13 protein-coding genes and 3 pseudogenes are annotated in these 18738 nt (G+C 39.6%); 11 read left to right on the top strand and 5 right to left on the bottom strand.

The annotated features are described in order from the left end of the window. Window positions 1-94 precede the first annotated feature (94 nt). Together AC0VZ4_RS22615 and AC0VZ4_RS22610 are read left to right on the top strand one after the other, a co-directional pair. Window positions 95-640: a DUF7010 family protein gene (locus AC0VZ4_RS22615; protein ID WP_475441689.1), complete on the top strand. Its 546-nt coding sequence runs from the start codon at window positions 95-97 to the stop codon at window positions 638-640. A 348-nt stretch (window positions 641-988) separates the two neighbouring features. Further along, the gene (locus AC0VZ4_RS22610; RefSeq protein ID WP_306725504.1) at window positions 989-1846 is read left to right on the top strand and encodes a toll/interleukin-1 receptor domain-containing protein; all 858 of its coding nucleotides are present in this window, start codon (window positions 989-991) and stop codon (window positions 1844-1846) included. Between the two features lie 37 nt (window positions 1847-1883). Here the strand turns inward: AC0VZ4_RS22610 and AC0VZ4_RS22605 are convergent, their stop codons facing one another. After that, window positions 1884-3152 carry an IS110 family RNA-guided transposase gene (locus AC0VZ4_RS22605; protein WP_475439589.1) on the bottom strand — a complete coding sequence of 423 codons (1269 nt, stop codon included), beginning with the start codon at window positions 3150-3152 and terminating at the stop codon, window positions 1884-1886. Window positions 3153-3607: 455 nt separating this feature from the next. Here AC0VZ4_RS22605 and AC0VZ4_RS22600 point away from each other — a divergent pair, with 455 nt between their 5' ends. Beyond that, entirely contained in the window at window positions 3608-5146 is a 1539-nt protein-coding gene (locus AC0VZ4_RS22600; protein ID WP_475439616.1) for a transposase, read from the top strand. A gap of 220 nt (window positions 5147-5366) precedes the next feature. Next, on the top strand, window positions 5367-5978 hold the full coding sequence (locus AC0VZ4_RS22595; RefSeq protein WP_149605182.1) for a rhomboid family intramembrane serine protease: 612 nt from the start codon (window positions 5367-5369) through the stop codon (window positions 5976-5978). 28 nt (window positions 5979-6006) lie between these two features. Here AC0VZ4_RS22595 and AC0VZ4_RS22590 read toward each other — a convergent pair. Next, a pseudogene (locus AC0VZ4_RS22590) lies at window positions 6007-6375 on the bottom strand (transposase); the annotation flags it as partial. Window positions 6376-6477: 102 nt separating this feature from the next. Here AC0VZ4_RS22590 and AC0VZ4_RS22585 point away from each other — a divergent pair. Further along, window positions 6478-7452 carry a transposase gene (locus tag AC0VZ4_RS22585; RefSeq protein WP_475442208.1) on the top strand — a complete coding sequence of 325 codons (975 nt, stop codon included), beginning with the start codon at window positions 6478-6480 and terminating at the stop codon, window positions 7450-7452. A 114-nt stretch (window positions 7453-7566) separates the two neighbouring features. Here AC0VZ4_RS22585 and AC0VZ4_RS22580 read toward each other — a convergent pair whose 3' ends face one another. Continuing rightward, window positions 7567-8826, bottom strand: a complete 1260-nt coding sequence (locus AC0VZ4_RS22580) for an IS256 family transposase (protein ID WP_475439694.1) — start codon at window positions 8824-8826, stop codon at window positions 7567-7569. A 198-nt stretch (window positions 8827-9024) separates the two neighbouring features. Here AC0VZ4_RS22580 and AC0VZ4_RS22575 point away from each other — a divergent pair, with 198 nt between their 5' ends. The 6 genes and pseudogenes from AC0VZ4_RS22575 (at window position 9025) to tnpC (ending at window position 14618) form a co-directional block, all read left to right on the top strand. Continuing rightward, complete coding sequence (locus tag AC0VZ4_RS22575; protein WP_475442222.1) at window positions 9025-9309, top strand: beta-barrel domain-containing protein; 285 nt, start codon at window positions 9025-9027, stop codon at window positions 9307-9309. A 227-nt stretch (window positions 9310-9536) separates the two neighbouring features. Continuing rightward, the gene (locus AC0VZ4_RS22570) at window positions 9537-10430 is read left to right on the top strand and encodes a hypothetical protein (protein ID WP_475442207.1); all 894 of its coding nucleotides are present in this window, start codon (window positions 9537-9539) and stop codon (window positions 10428-10430) included. Window positions 10431-10474: 44 nt separating this feature from the next. Further along, a protein-coding gene (locus tag AC0VZ4_RS22565; RefSeq protein WP_475440154.1) for an IS3 family transposase occupies window positions 10475-11655 on the top strand; the annotation gives its coding sequence in 2 pieces (ribosomal slippage) (window positions 10475-10733 and window positions 10733-11655; 1182 coding nt in all). Between the two features lie 701 nt (window positions 11656-12356). Continuing rightward, window positions 12357-12656, top strand: coding sequence for an IS66 family insertion sequence element accessory protein TnpA (tnpA, locus tag AC0VZ4_RS22560; protein WP_475442206.1), 300 nt, complete (start codon window positions 12357-12359; stop codon window positions 12654-12656). After that, the gene (gene tnpB / locus AC0VZ4_RS22555; protein ID WP_475439613.1) at window positions 12653-13000 is read left to right on the top strand and encodes an IS66 family insertion sequence element accessory protein TnpB; all 348 of its coding nucleotides are present in this window, start codon (window positions 12653-12655) and stop codon (window positions 12998-13000) included. The genes tnpA and tnpB overlap by 4 nt, the downstream gene beginning before the upstream one ends. Before the next feature lie 95 nt (window positions 13001-13095). Continuing rightward, window positions 13096-14618: pseudogene (tnpC, locus tag AC0VZ4_RS22550) on the top strand (IS66 family transposase). An 18-nt stretch (window positions 14619-14636) separates the two neighbouring features. On the opposite strand, the gene AC0VZ4_RS22545 reads toward tnpC, so the two are convergent. After that, complete coding sequence (locus AC0VZ4_RS22545; RefSeq protein WP_475442205.1) at window positions 14637-16214, bottom strand: tetratricopeptide repeat-containing sulfotransferase family protein; 1578 nt, start codon at window positions 16212-16214, stop codon at window positions 14637-14639. Between the two features lie 85 nt (window positions 16215-16299). After that, window positions 16300-18722: pseudogene (locus tag AC0VZ4_RS22540) on the bottom strand (TonB-dependent receptor). Window positions 18723-18738 lie beyond the last annotated feature (16 nt).

Below are 18738 nucleotides of genomic sequence, written 5' to 3'. Positions count from 1 at the left end.
TAAATTTTTAACCTAAAAGATAAATTTTATGACACAGTTTGGCTTGTATAATTAAAGTGGCTGTCTAGTTTCGCCGCTAAAATTAAGGATTTTTATGAAGTTTGAAGATGCGCAACAAAATATGAACCTCGCATACTTCGGTGGTGGAACCGGAGTATTAGTGTCTGGCTTGGTTTGGTTTATAGCTGGCTTTGTCGCATTACTGCATTCAAATCAATCGAGTATGCTTACTTTGTTTTTTGGTGGTATGTTTATACATCCTTTAGCCATGCTACTTTCAAAAGCGCTTAAACGCTCTGGCAATCATGACCCTAAAAACCCATTAGGTAAATTGGCCTTAGAAAGCACTATTATTTTATTTGTTGGTTTGTTTTTAGCGTTTTACGTAGCAAAACTTCAAGCTGAATGGTTTTATTCAATAATGCTGATGATAATTGGTGTTCGCTATTTAGTTTTCAACACTTTATATGGCATGAAAGTGTACTGGATTTTAGGTGCTTCGCTTATGTTTTCTGGCATGTTGTGTATTGTATTAAATGCCAATTTTGTAATCGGCGCCTTTATTGGCGGGATAACCGAAATAGTATTTGCGCTAGTAATATTTGCCCAATCGAAAGGTATGGTTTTAAAAACAGAATAACAAGCTCTTATAATCGCAAAATAGTATGCTGTTGGAGTTACCCTTCAGCTTGGTATATAGCAAAGGTTTTTAAAGTATTGAGTATCTGCAAATTGCATGTATCCATTAGTCGGCTTAGAGCTATAAGCGGTCATTCAGGTGAGTCGTTATTAACTTAGTAAGAATAAGAGGAAACTTTCCCTTTTTTACATAGCGAAATAACCTACAGCAAGCATAATATTTATAGCTGGTAATAACTTACACTATTTGCTATTAATATAAGTTCACAAAATAAGGACGTTTTCGCGCTAAAATAGGGAAAGTGTCCTTTGATAAAGATGTTAGCTTTTTCTCAAATATGGAGTTGTTTTGAAAGTATTTATTAGTTGGTCAGGAGACCAAAGTAAAGATATAGCACAAGCTATACGAGCTTGGTTACCAAGTGTATTACAAACGGTAAAACCATATTTTACTCCTAGCGATATAGATAAGGGAAACCGCTGGTCATCTGATATCGCAGATGAGTTAGACAATTCTTCGGTTGGTATTTTTTGTATAACACAAGAGAATTTAAATAGCCCTTGGATAATGTTTGAGGCAGGAGCTATATCAAAAAAAGTTGATGCATCTCTAGTATGCCCAATTCTCTTTGGCTTAGGTAATGCAGATATATCAGGGCCACTGACTCAATTTCAAACAACGCTTTTTAATAAGTCAGACATGTATGCTCTTGTTACTACAATTAATAATTCAAATACTGATAATGTACTTGCTGATGACGTACTTCGTGATGTATTTGAAGCTTTTTGGCCAAAGCTTGAAACACGTGTGATTGAACTTCTAGCTAGTGATACTTCGAATAGTGAATCACATTCTCGAAGTGAGCGTGAGTTATTAGAAGAAATACTTGGTTTATCTCGTAATATTCTAAAAGCAGACAAGTTGAAGCTTAATGATGATAAATCTCAACATTTTAATTCTTTAATCTCAAGTTTTTTAAGTATGTTTTATTTGGTTTTTGATGCTGATTGGGATCATACTATTCAATCGCTAGACCCTGAATATTTAAACTATTATATTTCCCCTAATGCTACGTTTATTAATCCAAATGTGTCTGATGAACAAAATAACTGGGGCAATCGTGGAAGCTTACTGGCAAGTTATCGAGAATTGGTTTCATTCATCATGGACAATGATATAGATGTTCCAATAAAGCACCCGTGGTAAAAAAGCTAACAACACGCCCTGAGGTGGACAGCAAGCGCTAAAGCTCACTTTCCACCGCAAATTTTAACAGCGGTGATCCCTTACTTTTCAATGCGGTTAAGTAAGTTGATTCATCGTAGGGCGTATGTGTTTTCCAGCACCTAAATAGGATTCGTATCCACTTAAATGCCAATGATCTGATGATGGTATTATGAGGTTTTCCTTTGGCTTCTTGCTGCCGATAATAGGCTTTAGCCCAAAATGAATAACGCACAGATAATCCAGCCCATTCCACAAATGTTTGCCTTAAAAATTTAGTGCATGAGTATCGCCAGTGTATCCATTCCTTTTTGCCACTGCGTTCGGTTACTGGAGCAATGCCTGCGTATTTTTGTATGTCAGCGGCGCACTTATAGCGGTCACGATTTGACCCCATAGCGGCTAATAATCGAGGTGCTAATTGTGGCCCCGCCCCAGGTAAACTATCAAAAATAGCGCGATCTGTATGTTGCTTATAAAGTGTTTTAATTTCGTCATCAAATCGTGTTATTGCCAACATTAGCTGTTTAAGTTGCGGAACGAGGCATTCAATAAGTAATAAGTTTGGCGTGATCACCGCCATATCTTCGGTGAGAATTTCAGCATCTTTTATTTCTTTTATCCGCTTTTCATTAACGAGTGGGTAGCGGGAATTATGTTGATTAAAGAAGTCGAGTAGTGTTTGTTTCCTCGCTTTTTTAGCGTGAGCAAGAGAGGGCCAGCGCAGTAAGAAGTCACAGAATATTTGAGTGTCTTTTTCTTTAAACCAATCAATCACGTGGGGATAATAATTTTTTAGCGTTGTGGCTATTTTATTGGTTAAATTAACACGATCTTGTACTAGTTTACGTCTGTATTCGACAAGCTGCGCAAGACACCTAACGTCCTCTGAATCCGGCCTAATAACCGTTAATTTATCCATATGAAGTTGTAAGATTTCAACTTGAATAATTGCATCAGTAGGATCATCTTTCGCCCCGCTGTGCGTAAATGCAGCACGGTATTTAGCAACACTTGATGGGTTAATCACAAATAATACAATGTGCTTAAATTTACTGAGTGCATATATAAGTGGGCCTTTTTTTAGCTCACACGCGACAGCAACAGATCTGCCGTTGTAGCGTTGTTTTAACCCAAGCGCCCATGCATTAATTGACTTAGGCTCAGAGGAAATCACACTTAAATGTTGTGTATTTGTGTCGCGATTTATTTCACAAATATCGTGTTTACGGTCGGCCCAATCGATCCCGATAAGGGCAGCAAAATCTGAGACGTTAAAGGCTTCCATTTTGGGCCTCCTAGAGGTAAAGTGAAAGAATAGATAGAGGCTAATAGTGTTTCTCGCAGGTCTTATAGATAGTCGGCATTACGACAATCCCTGAGTATGCGTATTGAAACAAATAACTTCTGTTGATCCGAAAGTCTTGTTACAAACATTGATTGTTTCCGCTCAAATATTCGTGATCAACAGAAGCATATTCCATGTATTAATGAGATAGGTAAATACATTAATTAATGGAACGGAGTAACTATAAGGCGTTTAAACGGAACTAAAACAGTTGGTTAGGTTTCGCTTCGCTACACATTATAACCAACAATTTTAGTCCGCTTAACGCGGCGTTGAGGCTGTAGAATTACTCTTTTTAGGAACATACACAACTATTCTTGGTTGGTTGCTTTTTAACCTTGAATCCATCTATTCGCTGTGATCTAATAGATATTATTCACCCATGGTAAACTGTTATGGCTAACTATAAGCCTGACTTATCCTGTCAAAATAAATTCATTCCTATCAATTTCGCTGAGCAGATTCTGCCTGGCACATTTGAATATGCCCTTTGTTATATCGTCGAAAATAAACTCGATTTATCGGGATTTGACGCGTGGTATAACAACGACAAAACGGGCGCTGCTGCGTATCCGCCTTCGGTAATGTTAAAGATTATTTTACTGGGCTATGCACATGGTTTAATTAGTAGTCGCCGAATTGCTAAAGCGTGTGAGACGAACATTTTATTTATGAGTGTGTCGGGTGATATCCAGCCACATTACACATCTATAGCGGGTTTTGTGGCTAAAATGCATGAACAGATTGAGCCACTTTTTACGCAAGTGCTGATGATATGTGATGAGGAAGACTTGATAGGCCGCAACATGTTTGCCATTGATGGATGTAAATTAAAGTCCAATGCGAGTAAAGAGTGGAGTGGCACATTCGATGAGTTAGGCCGCAAAAAAGCAAAACTAGAACGCGCAAGTAAACGTATTATTGAACGCCACCAATCAGAAGATGGTCTGGGCGAAGAGTTGATAACTCAGGACTTAAAACAAAAAGAAAAGCTGGATAAAAGTGCAGATAAAATTACCGAGTTCTTAGCCACTCACAAAGAAAAAATAGGCAGTAAAGGCAAGCCTGTTAAAAGTAATATCACTGACCCTGATAGCGCGAAAATGACCACGTCAAAAGGGACAATTCAAGGCTATAACGGCATAGCGATAAACGATGACAAACATCAAATCATCCTGCAAGCACAAGCGTGGGGGTCGGTGGGCGAACAACAAACTCTACAGCCAGCTGTTAAGCAATTAAAACAGCAACTCGCTAAACTCAATACAGAAAAAATGGCAGATAAACACACCATTAAATTCACCGCAGACAGCGGGTTTAACAGCGAAGTGAACCTTGAATATATGGCGAAAAGTGGGTTCGATACCTACATTGCGGATAATCAGTTTAGAAAACGAAATCCGCTGTTTAAAGACAGCGAAACATACGAAACGGAGCAAGAAAAGCGCCGGCTAAAACGCAGCAAAGGCAAGCCACGCTTATTTACCTCAGATGATTTTCATTATGATGAAGCAACCCAAACATGCCGCTGCCCAGCAGGTAATGATATGTGGCGAAGTGGTATAAATGTAAAAAGTCACAATCAGCAATACACGCGATTCTGCGGTTACTTAAAAGACTGTAAAGCGTGCCCGCTACAACAGCAATGCATGCGAAAACCACCGATAGACAGGGGACGACAAGTTCAGTTTATAAATAATGAATCACGCAAAAAGCTGAGCTATGTAGACAAAATGAAAGTAAAAATAGATAGCCCCATAGGGCGACGACAATACAGTAAGCGATTAGGCTGTATTGAGCCAGTGTTCGGAAACATTACAGTGAATAAAGGGATGAATAAATTGACCTTACGGGGTCAAACGAAAGTGAACGCCCAATGGCAACTGTATTGCCTTGTTCATAATATAGAAAAGCTGAAAAACACGATGCATTAAGAGAGGCAACCCCTTTTAAGCCAAAATAAAGCCACTGAAACACCCGTAACTCCTTCCAAAACGCCAGTTAAAACAATACCAAACCAGCTTTTATATTCTATGAAAAATACAGTAATCAATTGAATCAAAATTGGAACTCAGCTATGGTCTATTTATCAATAAAAATAAATTTAAAAACGAGTTAATCTACAGGCTCGTTAGCTATTAAGGATGATTCGGCGTGAAATTCTATTTTCCTATCTTTACATTAATACTTTGTATATTGGTATTATGCATTTCATCTTTTGTAGCTTATGAAGTTCATGGCTCTATATTTAGTAAAGTTAAAATTTTAGAGTTACGAGAATATGGTGGCGTTACATTTCAACAATTAGGGAACTTAGAACTCTGGCGTTTATTTTCTTCTCAATTTGTTCATGTTAAACCTATTCATATGCTATTTAATGCAATCTCATTGTTTTTCATTGGTTACTTTACTGAGAAACAACTAGGCGGAAAGAACCTTACCTTACTATTTTTTGTTTCGGGAGTTGTTGGTACTTTAGCGAGTATTATATTTATCCCTGCGCCTTATAATGTTGGAACAGGAGCTTCACAAGCTGTATTGGGTTTAACCGCTTGTGGCTTATTATTAATGGTTAAAGGGCTAAATAAATCTATATGGTTAAAGTTAGCTTTAATTTTTTGTATTGTTCCTGCAATGGCTTTAGATATAATTTATTCTGGCTTTCCTAAACTGGGTCATATAGTTGGTTTTGTAGTAGGTTTAATTATTAGCTTATATTATTTATCAAAAGCTAAAACATCAGGCTATCAAGTCGTAAATAGCTAACAAGTGACTATGGTGTCAATTCCTAATTTTAAACCATTTTAGGATCCCACATGACACCATCTCTCACCATAGAATTTATGATTACTATAAGCTTTCTTATACAGGCAATAATAGCCACTTTTTTAGGTTTCCCTGCCGCGACTAGCCGATGATAAATAGCTTTAAATTTAGGGTTACATTGGATAGCTGACATCATTGCCATATACATTGCGGTTCTAATTTTTGGCCGTCCACCTCGTATCATCCGTTTACCTTGATAAGCACCACTTTCTCGATTAAATGGTGCAACACCAACCAGTGATGCAGCCTCTTTATTGTTTACACACCCAAGCTCAGGCATGTCACTAAGTAAGTTAAACGCGACAACATTCCCAACGCCAGGCACACTTTGAATAAGGCATGAATAGAACAAAATAGAACAGACACCCATCCTAAATTTTGCACTTTTCGAAGTTAGAGGCTAGCTTTTATTTAGTGCAAAAAACAAGCAGGGTGTCACATGGCAATTGCAAGAAAGCGTCAAGTAAGTTTGGTTGATACAAAGTACTACCACTGTATATCGCGTTGCGTGCGCCGTGCATTTCTATGTGGAGAAGACCGTTTTACTGGTCAATCTTACGAGCATCGACGAGGCTGGGTTGAAGATAAGCTGCTTGAATTAGCGAAGGTATTTTGTATTGATGTATGTGCTTACGCTGTTATGAGTAATCACACCCACTTAGTACTGTATGTTGATGATAAAAAAGCGAATCGATTAAACGATAAAGCGATTATCATTCGCTGGCATAAGCTCTGTAAAGGCACTGTACTTACGCAAAAATATGTACAAGGTGAAAAGCTAAGTAAAGCCGAACTTATCTTTTTCAATCAAACAGTAAACGACTACCGCGAGCGCCTATCCAGTATTAGCTGGTTTATGCGGTTGTTAAATGAAAACATTGCTCGCAGAGCAAATAAAGAAGATAACTGCACAGGTAGGTTTTGGGAGGGACGTTTTACGTCCCAAGCACTTCTGGATGAAGCGGCACTTGCTGCTTGTATGGCGTATGTCGATTTAAACCCAATTAGAGCCAAAATGGCTAACACCCCAGAGGAGTCAGACCATACCAGCATCAAACAGCGTTTAACGTATGCAAAGGATGGCAAGCAACCAAAACAACTACTGCGCTTTGCAGGCATGCCACGTCAAATTATGCCAAAAGGGCTGCCGTTTAAGCTTAAATCGTACCTTGAACTTGTTGAGTTAACTGGACGTTGTATACGAGAAGACAAACGAGGTTATATTGAAAGTTCGCACCTACCCTTACTCGAAAGAGTGAATATATCCCCCGAAAACTGGTTAAAACTCACCACACAATTTACGCGTGTATTTCATGGTGCAGTAGGCAGGCCAAGTTCACAAGCAAGTTACTGTGAAAATTTAAACAGAAAGCGACGGGCGAATATCAGTAACTGCGAAAAGCTACTTGCATAAAGCTTAAGCTACTCAGTAAAACTATTCAGTAATAAATCACAACTGCACCATGCAGCCATTTTTATGCGTGTGATTTAGGTTTAATAGAGTTAATGACTTATTTAAGAGTTATTGTCAAATCTGGTGTATGAGCTCATCTTGATGCTCTGTTTGATCTTGAGTTATTCTTTCGCCGTCTTTAAATTTTACCCCTGTAATTACTTCAGCCAGTAACTTAAACCCTCGCAAGCGGTACCATTTTTTCTCTGCCGACTGCGCGAGTTTAAAAACCATCATTAAGGTGGTTGTCCGGCTGCCACAACTCTTCACTTTATGCGTTCTCAGCCTTACCGTCGCAAACGTTGACTCTATCGGATTACTCGTTCTTATGTGCATCCAATGCTCAGCAGGATAATCATAAAATGCCAGCATTTCATCTTTATCCTTCATCAAGCAATCCGTCGCTTTTGGGTATTTGACTGAGTAATTTTTAACAAATAAATCATACGCTTTATAAGCAGAAGCTCGACTCTCTGCCATCCAGATATCTTGTAAATTCGCTTTGATTTTAGGTTGCATTGATTTCGGCACTTTGTTTAGCACATTCGCGATTTTATGCACCCAGCAACGTTGATGTTGGGTTGTTGGCCATACTTTGGTGAGGGCATTCCAAAACCCCAGCGCACCATCCCCTATGGCCAATTTTGGTGGTATTGTTAGACCCTGTGAGCGCAGTTGATTTAACACTTCAGTCCAGCTCTGCTCAGACTCACGAACCCCGTCAACCACCGCCAATAGCTCCTTTCTGCCCGTTTCATCTACCCCCATAATTACCAGTAAGCACAGCTTATCATCCATTCGAATTTTACTGTAAATCCCATCGGCCCAGATATACACATATCGACGTTTAGCCAAGGAACGTTTAGACCACTGCTGATACTCCGTTTCCCAGGTGGATTTCAACCGAGAGACACTATTGGCCGACAAACCTTTGGCTTGCTCGCCTAAAAGAGACACTAAAGCGGGCTGCATATCACCCGTCGAAATTCCTCGTAAATAGAGCCATGGGATCAGCTCTTCGATATTTTTTGTCCGTTTCAGATAAGGCGGGATCAAGGCACTATTGAATTTAATGCCTTCCTTTTTTCGATCCCTGACTTTAGGTATTTTGACCTCAATATCACCAAGGCCTGTTTGGATCGTACGCTCAGGCTGGTGACCATTTTTGACGATCCGCTGAAGTCCCTCGACGGTCTCATGCTGGTATTGAGCCAATAAAACAGCCAACTCAGCCTCAATCGCTTGAGCTAACAACTGCTGCGCCCCGCTTTTAAGCAACTGCTCTAACGGATTGTCTGGTTTTTCAATGGAAATAACATTATCATTTTCAGTCATTGCGATGTCTCTCTGGTTAATTGTTGATCTGGTCAAGATCAATTAACAGATTACATCGCAATGACTTTTTCTCATACACCAGAAACGACTATAGCTCCTTATTTAATAGGTGAAATGAAAGTAATCCAGTAGGAAAGGTAAATTTTTAACCTAAAAGATAAATTTTATGACACAGTTTGGCTTGTATAATTAAAGTGGCTGTCTAGTTTCGCCGCATTTAAAAATGCAGATACATTAATAATTGATGGTACAGTTGAAAACATTTCTGCAGATAGACTTGAAAATGAGAGAGCTGAGCAGCAATACTATTTAGTCAGAATATCAGTAAAACCAGAAAGCCAACATTTATTAACGAAAAATGGTCTTAAGCTACTTCCAGGTATGCCTGCCGAGGTTCATATTAAAACAGGAACGCAAACCTTAATGGCTTATTTACTACAGCCTATGAAAAAAATGTTCGCTAGATCAATGGTTGAGCAATAGCTCATGCCTTTCTCTAAAGCGGTTAAATCTTGCCGCTAATCTAGGAAATTTTATTCCTCTAATTAAAGCTACTATGTTCAACATGTTAATTTATAACTCAACCATTTGAATAATGTGAGTTTCTCTTGTTTGGCCCACTTTTTGCTCAACTTTAATTAAGCTATTAGTAAGCTACTCACCGCTACCTCTAATAGGCTTTAAGTGGACATACATTAAAGGATAAGACTATGCAAATCACTTCCCCTAATAACAGCGCTTTCAACCAATATATTCCTCAAAAAAGTGAAGGAACTACCCTAAATAAGAATGAATCTAACGGCCCAAATTTAAAAAACTCAACAAACATTATTTATAAAATTACAGAGCAAAATATTCATAAATCATCTAGCAGTGAAGAATTAATCTCTAAAACTGACTTTCGAGCTTTAAGTAGCTCCATAGAAAACCTTGAAAAGCTCTACAAAGAAAAAGGGAGTAACGTGGATGTCGCTGCGATAGTAGAAGTAGATGGCCAAGTTATGGGATACTTAAATCACGATGGCTCATTTTCTGGAAGGAGCGGGATAGAAACTATCCTCTCAGAGTCTAAAGGCGATCCACAATCCCTAAAGCGTTTAGTTGAGGAAAAGTATCCTAGTAATGGTAATGTTGAAGTATTTTCACTAGGAAAAGGGCCTACGAATGCAGAAGTTTTTGAGCTATACAATAATAAATCTTATAAATCTTTTGTATCTAACGAAATTAATACTCTTAAGGATGCTCAAGCATCAGAACAGCAGAGTATAGATAATTTCATGCGTCGTAAGTTGTTCTTTGAAGAAGCCCCTCAAACTTCCGTTTTTAAAATTGGGGATGATGTTGTGGGAAGTATGGATGAGTCAGGTTTCTTGGACATAGGTCAAAGATTATTGAAAGTGGCTGATGAGCGAAATATTAGTAGAGATCAATTAAAGCCCTTATACACCCTAAACTGTGAACATACCTCCACTGATTATAAAGGAATGCTTACAAGTATTTTTGGTTCTGACGTTAAGGTAGAAAACTTTGAAGCATTAGGGGCACCTACACGCTCAGAGGTAAGAACAATGTGTAGTGGTACAGTGATTTTGGCCACCCATTAAGAAAGAAATGTTATGCTAATAAGCATACAAATTTGGGTGAAAAAATGACGAAATTAAAACGCGCAACATATTCAGCGGCAATTAAATTAGAAACGGCTCAGCTTGTAGTAGACCAAGGTTATACGCAAGAAGACGCAGCAAAAGCGATGGGGGTGGGTAAATCAACCGTAAGTAAATGGGTTACTCAATTAAAGCTAGAACGCAATGGTCAGACACCCTTAGCTTCACCAATGACGCCCGAACAAATTGAAATCCGTGAGCTTAAAAAGCAAATACAACGCATTGAATTAGAAAAGGATATATTAAAAAAGGCTACCGCTCTCTTGATGTCCGACTCCCTGAACAATTCTCGTTAATCGAGAAGTTAAATCAACGAGAGCGTTATCCAATTAGTCTGCTGTGTAGCGTATTCAATGTGCATCGCAGCAGCTATAAGTACTGGGCCATACGGGATACAGCGCCGACACCTGAGCAAGCAAGGTTAGAGGCTGAAGTAAAAGCAATACATGCGATGAGTGGTGGTTCAGCAGGGGCACGGACAATCGCAGCGATAGCAACGAACAATGATTTTGAATTGAGCCGTTATCGTGCAGCTAAGCTAATGGTTAAATTAAAGCTCGAAAGCTGCCAAGTACCTCAACATTCATATAAACGTGGTGGTAATGAACACCTTGAAATCCCAAACCTGCTTGATAGACAGTTTGATGTTGTTGAGCCTGATACCGTGTGGTGCGGTGATGTGACGTATATTTGGACGGGCAATCGCTGGGCTTATTTAGCCGTCGTTATTGATTTATTTGCACGCAAAGTGGTTGGCTGGGCAATGTCGTTATCACCAGATACTAATTTAACGCTAAAAGCGCTTGAACTCGCGTATGAAAGCAGAGGAAAACCGACAGGACTGATGTTTCACTCTGACCAAGGTAGTCATTATACAAGTTTAAAATATCGCCAACGTTTATGGCGCTATAAAATCACACAAAGTATGAGCAGGCGTGGAAACTGTTGGGATAATGCGCCAATGGAGCGATTTTTTAGAAGCTTTAAGACGGAATGGATGCCAAAGAGTGGATATGGAAATTTTATAGACGCTAAATATAGCGTTAGTGATTACATAAATGGATATTACAATAATGTTAGGCCGCATCATTATAATGCCGGTTTAGCGCCAAATGAATCTGAGGTCAGATACAAAGATTCTAAAACTGTGGCCAAATTTTATTGACCACTACAATGACAAATCCTTAGCTTTCTTTTAATAAGTTGATATGAATTGAAGTTTCATGAAGTCACTGCTTTCATTTATTTCGATTGGAGCTAAGCCATTAAAAAATCATTGTGATTCTTCATATTCATAAAATTTTTAAGATTACTAAATACACTTCGTAAAATGCTGTGAATCTTTAGTATATAACTGATACGCTCAAGCTGAATCTTATTGAGATTAGCGGAATCAGAAGGGGTTTGATTTTATAAAAGAGTCTGGACTTTCCCGCTTTCACTAGACCTTTATCAGAAGGGTTGGAAAAATAATGAAACATTAACAATGATTTAATGTCTTTGACAGTATATAAATTGGCCAAATGAAGAATAACTCAGCTATCTAGTCAGATACGTGTTTTATGATTGAGTGCGGAATTGTAATAAATCAAGGTGACAAAGTTGCTATAAAACTGATATATAAGAATTACTTAGGGTATTTCATCACCCCCAGTATCGGAATAATTATGATGATTATTAGTCGAAATTTCTGGCAATAAGCCAATCCCATAGTCCACACGATAGAACCATTCTTTTATAGATATTTTAACCTCAAGAAAATACTGGTTATTTATAGGGAAATATCGTAAGCGTCTAGCAAAGTGCACCTGCCAGTAACTCGTCAAAATGATTAAGCTATTTCCGAATTTCAATGAGGAGATAGTCATGAGAAAAACACGCAGCCTTGAACTGTGGCGCTGTATTATCGAAGAACAACAAGTCAGTAATTTAACTATCACTGACTATTGCCAGCAAAATACTTTATCAAAAACAACTTTTTATGCCGCACGAAGTAAGCTTAATGCCTCATCAGGCAGCTTTGTTCGCGCTAAAGTAACTAAACACGTTGACGTTATCGAACAGCAACAGTCAATCACCCTCACTATCGGCAAAGTAAACGTCAGCTTGCCACCCACAATGCCTGCCTCTTATCTGAGTCAACTGTTACGCGAGCTTGCCTTATGAAAATGTTTGTCGAACCAAAAAGTATTTATTTACACCGCGAGGCCGTGGATTTTCGAAAATCCATTGATGGTCTAATCGCAATCGTTGAAGGCGAACTTGAGCGTGATGCTTATACTGGCGCATTATTCTTATTCTGCAATAAAGCGAAAGATAAACTCAAGCTCGTTTACTGGGATAAAACGGGGTTTGCTTTATGGTATAAGCGCTTAGAAAAACAAAAGTTTAAATGGCCAAATAAAATCAGCTTGCAGGAATTTGAACTCAGTCCTGAACAACTGGATTGGTTGTTGTCGGGATATGATGTGCTTGGTCATGAAGAATTGCAGTATCAATCGATGATCTAATCGATCATATTCACAGTAAATGATCGTTGCCACACCGTCTGTTTTATCTTTGCGTCAAGCAAGAAAACAGCGTCAAATTCTGTTAAATTGCGAACATGAAAATTGATGTACACTCACTTCCTGACGACCCAGAACAACTCAAGCGCATGGTGCTTGAGTTGCAACAGCTTATGGATGAAAAGTTAGCTGAAAAAGATGCGCAAATTCACGAATTACTGCAAGCTTATAACGCTAAGCTTGCCAAAGAGTACGCCAAGAAATCTGAAAAGATGCCAAGGGCAGGCGAAGTATTCAATGAAGCAGAAGATATTCTTGATGAACATGATAAAGCGCTATTGGCGACACCGGCCTCAGTAAAGAAAGAAAAAGCCAAACCGAAACGCCGTCCACTGCCGGCGCAGTTACCGCGAATTGAGGTGATTGTTGACCTTGAAAAGGGTGGCAAAATGTGTGATTGCTGTCACAGCCCACTACATAAAATGGGTGAAAGCAGCAGTGAAGCGCTCGAGTTTGTGCCAGCGCATATCAAAGTTATCAAAACCATTCGTCCTAAATATACGTGCCGTCACTGTGAGCGTGAAGGCATTGAAAGTGTGGTAAAAACCGCCCCTATGCCCACAACAGCGATCCCAAAAAGCATCGCAACGCCCAGCTTGCTGAGCCAAATAATCATGTGTAAATACCAGTTTGGCTTACCGCTTTATCGTCAAGAAACATTGTTTGCCGATATCGGTATTGAGTTGAGTAGGCAAACCATGTCGAGTTGGATGCTACGCTGCGCAGACCTGCTGTCCCCCTTGTATCAACGCTTAAAAGAGGCGTTGTTATCGCAAGCAGTTATTCATGGTGATGAAACCCCGCTCAACGTTATTAACGCAGATAAAGCGACCAGCTATATGTGGTTGTATTGTTGTGGCGATGATAAACAGGCTAAAGGCACGAATATTGTCCTGTTTGATTACCATAACAGTCGCGCAGGACACTGTGTGGTTGATTTTCTTGATGGTTATCAAGGCTATATGCAGGTAGATGGCTACAAGGCGTACGAGCAAACAAAAGCAACACTCGTCGCATGTCTAGCCCATATCCGTCGTAAATTCATCGAAGCGAAAGGGAATAATAAAAAACAGGTAAAGCGGATGTTGCACTCAACCTGATAGGCAAACTTTACGGTATTGAACAAAGCATCAAAGATAAAACGCACGATGAAAAATTCAATGTTAGGCAACAAAAAGCGAAACCAATCGTTGATGAATTGTATCGATGGTTGATAAAGCACAAAGATAAAATCCCTCCCAAAATGGCGCTAGGTAAAGCAATTAGCTATGCGATAAATCAGTTTGAGAAATTCAGGCGTTACCTCGATGATGGCAGGCTCAGTATTGATAATAACCGTGCAGAGCGAGCAATAAAACCGTTCGTGATAGGGCGAAAAAACTGGTTATTCTCAAATACCTGCAATGGTGCGCATGCCAGCGCCATACTCTACAGCCTTGTTGAAACCGCAAAGGCAAATGACCTTGTGGTGCATGACTATATCTCTACTTGCTTACAGCACCTTGCTGAGCAGCCAGATAATCTAGCGCCACTGCTACCTTGGAACATTAAGCAAAGCTAGGTGCCGTTAGCTATACGCTTACCTAATACTTTGTTTTAAAAGGTACTCCACTGCTTTATCAGTATGGGGCTTAAATGCTTTCCAACGGCCAATTGCTTTGCTATTTAATGGTTGGCGTACTTGCATTTTACTTGCAGTAGAAACCGGTGCGGTGTTTAAGTGGAAGTCTATACATTGCTCCTGCCACTCTAAGTTACAAAAGCTGACTAACTCTTTAATTTGCTGCTCGGGCTGTGAGACTAATTCTTCGTATTTTACTAATTTTATATTGCTGTGTTGCATGCTGAAGTGCTGCATTAGTTTGTAAAAACGACTGTAAAATTTTGCGGTGTCGAGTAAGTCGAGCGAGTACGCGTAGTAGGGGTTATTAATGGTAAATAATTGGCGGTAGTTACCAATACAGGTGTCCATTGGGTCACGCAGTATACAAATAATTTTAGCGTTTGGCAGTGCTTTGGTTATTAAGTCGATATAAAAAAAGTTAAACGGGAGTTTATCTATAAAGTGCTTATGGCTGCCTGTTATTACGCGTGTTGCGTTTAAATAGGTTGAGCCAAGCTGATTAAAATCAAGCTCGTAGGCTTTACTGAGTGTTTGAGTGTCGAGTACATGAGGTGTTTGCGTTTGGCTTAACTTTTTAACACTTAGGCCAAAGTCTTGTAATTCACCGGCTGACTGCACGTTGCTGTGGCTCGATAAAATACGCTCAACTAATGTGGTGCCAGAGCGGGGCATGCCTAATACAAAAATAGGTTCGGCCGTTGGGTTACCTTGTGTTAGCACTTGTGTGTGCTGCTCACTTAAGCGTTTAATATGTTCAAATAACTCAGTTGAGCTTTTGTGATCAAACGGCTGTACAGTACGTTTTGCTACTTTACCTTGCTCTAACGCGTTAAAAGCCTCTGAATATTCACCAATATCTTGATACTCTTTTGCTAAAGCATGGCCAATATGCAGTTTTGCATCGGGGTGTGTTACTTGCTCAAATACATTTTTTAAGCGCTCAATATGATTGTTTTGCTTACTTACTTTAGTTAAATCACTTAATGCAAAATGACTTTGATGGTGCAGTGGGTTAAGCGCTATGGCATTTTCAAAAGCGTGTTGGGCTTTATCGAATAATCCTAAAAACTTAGCGCTTACGCCGTAGTTATAATAAAACGGGGGTTGAGCTTTGTTAGCCGCTGTAGCCAGTTTAATAGCGTGCTCAAAGTAGTTAAGTGCGTGTTCGTGAATACCTGCTTGAGTAAGTGCAACGCCAAGTGTGTCGGCATCAAGGGCTTTAGTTATTTGCTTTAATGAAACCGATAGTGCGGTGTTTTTTGCTTTTTGTAATTCGCCAATAAGTGCGTAACATTTAGCAAGTTGCGCGGTGTATTCAATACTTTGGCCAAGGGTAAGGGCTTTTTCGATGAGCTTTATTGCTTTGTGTATTTGCCCAACAGTTAAATTAACCATTGCCAGCAAAAAATACCCATCAGCAAAGTCTGGTTTGAGTGTAACTAACTCCACTAGGGCTTTGTGTGCTTGCTCTATTTTACCTTGGTTTAGGGAGTGTATTGCGCTTTGATGAAGTTGCTTTAAATTTGGTTGCATGGTTTTTGGTAATTATTTTGTGAAAGAAAATAAAAAGGCTCAAATAAATTTGAGCCTTAAAACATTGTTTAAAAATTACTATAAATTATATTTCAAATTTGTAGTTAAATTTAACACCTACCGTAAGCGGGCGATTAATGTAATGGCCGTAGTTACGTTGTATGTCGGCACCATTTGCTGATGTTATATCGGCATCTGAACGACGAACTGAGGTAACTGCGTATTTGTTGAATAGGTTATCAACATATAGGGTAGTTGACCATGCATCAGCTGTTAATTTAGCTGATATATTACTTAAGCTGTAACCTGGTAGTGTTTCGCCGTTATCACGAAGCCCTACTCTTGAAAGCACGTCGCTTTGCGCAGTTAAACCGTAGTTAATATCAAGCGTTTTGTCGTTAAACACGTCTGTTTGATAGTTTACACCCATCGAAAATTGATTTTCAGGTGAGCCTGGTAAACGGTCGCCGTCTTCTGCGCCATCGGTACCATCGGCATTAAACAAAAATGGTGCGTCTGATGTTAGCTCTGCTTTTGTGTAGGCATAAGTTGCGTAAACTGAAAACGAGTCAGATAAAATGGCACGGGTCGAAATTTCAATCCCTTTTGCATTTGCGCTGCCTGCGTTTGAAAGGTACGTTAATTGACCTATATCTGTAGCGCCCGTAATTTGTGCATCATCCCAATCTACGTTAAATAACGCGGCGTTAAAGTGTAGTTGGCTTCTAAACCATGTACTTTTAAAGCCTAACTCGTAGTTAGTTGTAGTATCGGCTTCAAATAATAATTCGTCATGTTTACCACAGCCCGTTTGTTGATCCTCAGTAATAGGTTCCTCACAAGACACTAAACCGTTTGAACCACCAATTCTAAAGCCTTCACTTACAGTTACATAGCCCATTACTGAATCAGTAAATTGATATTTAGCATTAAATTTAAATAAGTTACCGTTATCGCCAGCGTCATCTTTTTCATATGCAACGGTGATGTCGTCAGGACCCGCATCACCGTACAATGTATTGGCTAGTGGGAAGTCAAAAGCTGCTTGCGACTCTACATCGTATTCGTAAAAACGTGCTCCAATAGTAATATCTAACTTATCGGTAACTTGATAACCAACTTCACCAAATAGTGCAGATTCAGTGACGGTACTTTTTGTAAGCTCTAAGTATTCTAATGAGTCAGGTCTTAGCTGCGCGCCGCCAAAATCTTCGTTATGACAGCGAATTGGTCAAACCCAGCCGTGAACTCTCTGCTTGATGCTTCGGTTTCTGTTTTGTTGTAAAAGCCACCCACAATCCAGTTAAAGTCGCTATCGCCTTGCGATACTAAACGCAGCTCTTGGGTGAATGTGTCTTCTTCGTCTATTTCACGGGTAAAGGCTGAAAACGATGGAAATTCTTCATAGCCGTAATCAAGACGAATAAGTAAGTCTGTTTGGTCGCGTTGACCGTCGGCATCAAAGCTCGAAATACCGGTTGCCGATACTAGCTCTGCAAAACCTAAATCGGCTTTTAGTTCAAGGCTTAGTAATTGATCTTTTTTCTCGCGAGGCTCTTCAAAACGATAAGCCGATTCGTATTTACCTATTATGTCGCTTAAACCGTTGTTTGCATTAAGGCTGTTGTAATGAACAATCGAGCGGCCTTCGCTGTCTTGGTTTTGGTAAAAGTAGTTAAGCGTACCTTCAAACGATTCATTTGGTTTAAAGCGAACAGAAATACGACCAGTAGTGGTGGTTTCGCCGTTGGCGTCTTTTACATTTTTAAGGTTGTTATTAACTGCTGAGCTATCGCTCCAATCAGGATCGGGTAGTGATACGCCAGATTCACGCACTACATAGCCGTAATCGATAAAACCCGGATCTTCATATACGTTTAAGCTGGCGCGTACTGCAAGCTTGTCTTCAATGAGTGGAAGGTTAAATATAAAGCCACCTTCGCCGCCTAAAGAGTCACTTTCTTTTGTTTGAAATAGGTCGCCGTATACTTCAAGCGATGTAAAATCAAGCTCAGGCTGTTTAAGCATGTAGCGAATTGCACCGCCCAATGTGCCTGCACCATAAAGCGTGCCTTGTGGCCCAATTAATACTTCAACACGCTCAATATCTACTAGGCGCATATCTACCGAAACCGGAATTTCGTTAATGTAAGTAGATACGGTGCCGCCATCTGACGATGGACCAGACGAGTTTGTATTTAAACCACGAACAATAATAGGCGAGCCTGAGCGACCACCTTGATCGGTAATTGTTAAACCAGGTACCCAGCGCGCTACATCCGCAAGCTCATTGATATTTTGATCTTTCATAATATCTGCATCAAGGGCTGTAATATTTAGCGGTGCATTTTGCACAGAGCCGCTGCGCCTTGTTGCTGTAACTTCGATTACTTCGAGTGATTTGTTTTTAGCTGCAACTTCTTCTTGAGCAAGTGCGGCATTAGGCAATAGAAATACGCTAGAAACAGCGCTCGAAATAGCCAAGGTTAACAAGCTTGGTTTAAACATAAAAAGTGATCCCCAG

The sequence above is a fragment of the Pseudoalteromonas sp. QJM3NY_22 genome, assembly GCF_056173065.1.
Note: the sequence above shows the minus strand (reverse complement) of the source record. Positions and strands in the feature narration are given on the sequence as shown.